This window comes from Solemya pervernicosa gill symbiont (genome assembly GCF_002020875.1).
In the GTDB taxonomy this organism is placed as follows: domain Bacteria; phylum Pseudomonadota; class Gammaproteobacteria.
On record NZ_MPRL01000136.1, the window covers coordinates 1 to 2,812 of the forward strand.

Sequence of the window (2,812 nt, forward strand, 5' to 3'; positions counted from 1 at the left end):
TCTTCTCCGTCGTTCGCTCACGCTCTCAACTACGAATAGGCAGACGACGTCGACTATCGCGGACTAACCGCCTTCGCTTCGCTATCCATGGCGGTCAGCAATGGAATGATTGTCAATTCTGTCCACGAATGGCAATGGGTACTCCCTTGGAGTTAACACCTAGTTGACCTCTTGCTGTTCCATACAGCACGAAGCCAACGGGAAAATTCACGTTTCACAGGCGTCCCACTTTGAGTGATTAGCAGACGATACCTAATGCATGACCAGTAGTCCGCTTCGGTCACTCTTATCGAAGAGTATGAGTTTATCCATTATCCAATCGATCCTCCCAGTAAAGAAGCGTCTATTCGTTTCAGGGAAGAGCAGTCCATGTCAACAAACGGAGATGACAATTAACGGCCAGTAGCGGACATTTAGAAGCGGACTACATACATGACATTACGCCTTATTCCAAAATTTCTTACCGAAGAGATTGAGCTTTTATCTGCCTTTAATGCGAAACAGGAAGAGTTGCTTTCAGAGTTCTCTACCAATATAGATCAACATATTGAAACGGTCGCTGACCGCCATGGATAGCGAAGCGAAGGCGGTTAGTCCCCGATAGTCGACGCCGTCTGCCTATTCGTAGTTGAGAGCGCGAGCGGACGACGAAGAAGCTTGCTTGGGCTTGGAGGCCCAAAACAAGCTTCCGCAAAAATAGCGACTCCCCGGTCATCGTTTTTAAGGAATTTAGTTTGATATTTATACTTGAGAATCGCACCAGTTCTGGTGCAGTTAGAGCCATGAACAACGACAACGATCTGGTACTTCAAGTGTTCTTCTTCGCTACGGACTCCGGATCTTAACCCGTTCGAGACTGGCTTAGAGGATTGGACCGGGAAGACATGCGCACCATTGGTGAAGAGATTATAGAAAACGTGCGTCTTCTCTTGATTTCATTAATAAATTGCTATCCGCCATACCCTAAAAACCTTAGTTTGTACCCAAACTTGTACCCATTGTTAAAAATACCTTTTCGAGCAAATGGTATGCTAGAAAAGCACGTTATTTTACCTGATCAAAAATCTTACGCACCGACAAATTCAAACATCTTGTCAAAATCATGCTTGTCGGCGGCTCTGAGTGCCGCAATATATTGATCACGGCGCTCATTCATTGCTTCTAATTTGTAGCCTCCTGCCCAATCAATCGCAGGTGCGCCCATGAGCTTGGTGAGTATTGAATCCGCCATGATGCGTGCATGGCGACCATTTCCATTAGGAAATGGGTGGATCAATACAAGCTTGTGATGAAAACGCGCAGCAAGCTCTATTGGTGGATAGGTCTTATGCTCTATCCAGTAGTGCGTATCATCTAATAGTTGTCGCAACTGAATTGCGATCTGGATAGGGTCAACACCGATGTTCTTTTCCGTTTTACGGAACGTGCCTGCCCACTGCCAAACTTGCCCAAATAACCGTTTGTGCAAATCGCGCGTAAATCCTTCGATCAATATATCTGGGTTCTTTTGCTTTTTAAGCCACTGCATACCTTCAACGATATTAGCTTGCTCCAACTGATCAAGCTCGCCTCTGGTTGTAATGTGCTTAAAACGAAGCCCTTCTTTTTCATCAGGATCGAGGGGCGTTGCGCCATCTGGTTCAACTAACTCATTACTCATTCATCATTCCATAAATCAGAAGGCATTTTCTCGATGATCTCAGAGGCAAGGCGATCGACCTCAAAGGCAAGTTGTTCATCGCTGAGCGCCTGCGCTTCAAGTGCCATCTGTGTGGATGCCGCTTTAATCTGTTCCTTTGCCTTTAATACTGCTCGATCTCTGATTAGGTTTTCAATCTCTTTTTTAGGAATAACTGCATAGAGAAAACGGCAATCCATAGCTTGCGCCATGCTTTGCATACTTTTAAGCGTGGCACTTCCTGATAGCTCAGCAGATTCCGCTTGTGAAACCCGTCCCTTGGTAACACCAAGGCGGTTTGCCAATTGCGAGCCTGACATTCCAAGCGCTTTGCGAACTGTTTTAAGCCATCCCTCAGAGCTAGGCATTGCATAGTCACCAAACTGTTTTAAAGTTTGGTTCACCTTGTTTTGATATTGCTTTAAAACAACCGCTTCGATGCCCATCGGATGACCTTATCTATAATTTAAACCATTATTAGTTTAGCTAAATCTATACTATAAAAAACTATAAGTCTATATAAAGCTAAACCATGAACGAAGAGAAGTTTAGCTATATGTTGATTTTCTTTATTCGCTTTCGGGCGCAGTTTACCCGAAAGGGTAATCCCCCCATTAATAATGGTTCTCATAAGTAGGGATCATGCAGCCTGATTCAGGCGGTAATCCCCCGACCACAGACAGAACACATACTGAAAGTTTCTGGCGCTGACCGCCATGGAGAGCGAAGTGAGGGCGGTTAGTCCCCGATAGTCGACGCCGTCTGCCTATTCGTAGTTGAGAGCGTGAGCGAACGACAAAGAAGATGCAGCAGCGGCTTTAAGTCGAGGTAGAGTCAACTAGGTGTTAACTCCAATCCCACCAAGGATCGCTCTTTGACAATATAGGTTTTCACCTATATAGTACCTATGCTATATTTTACTCGAGGTAGCCATGTGGGAAGTTGAGACGACGGATGCCTTTGATGAGTGGTACGACGCACTCGATGATACCGACAGGGGTAATGTCTTGGCTTCAATGCTGCTACTCAGGGAGCGGGCCGATGTTAGGTAGACCCCATGCCGACACAGTGAACAGTTCGGATTACAGCAACATGAAAGAGTTGCGAGTACAAAGTAAAGGCGACCCTATTCGT

2 protein-coding genes and 1 pseudogene are annotated in these 2,812 nt (G+C 45.6%); 1 reads left to right on the top strand and 2 read right to left on the bottom strand.

The annotated features are described in order from the left end of the window. Window positions 1-1,066 precede the first annotated feature (1,066 nt). Together BOW52_RS16620 and BOW52_RS16625 are read right to left on the bottom strand one after the other, a co-directional pair. Window positions 1,067-1,660, bottom strand: coding sequence for a mobile mystery protein B (locus BOW52_RS16620; protein ID WP_078485204.1), 594 nt, complete (start codon window positions 1,658-1,660; stop codon window positions 1,067-1,069). After that, a complete protein-coding gene (locus BOW52_RS16625) occupies window positions 1,657-2,124 on the bottom strand; it encodes a mobile mystery protein A (RefSeq protein WP_078485205.1) in 468 nt (155 codons plus the stop codon). The genes BOW52_RS16620 and BOW52_RS16625 overlap by 4 nt, the downstream gene beginning before the upstream one ends. A 486-nt stretch (window positions 2,125-2,610) precedes the next feature. Between BOW52_RS16625 and BOW52_RS16630 the strand changes: the two are divergent. Further along, a pseudogene (locus BOW52_RS16630) lies at window positions 2,611-2,812 on the top strand (type II toxin-antitoxin system RelE/ParE family toxin); the annotation flags it as partial.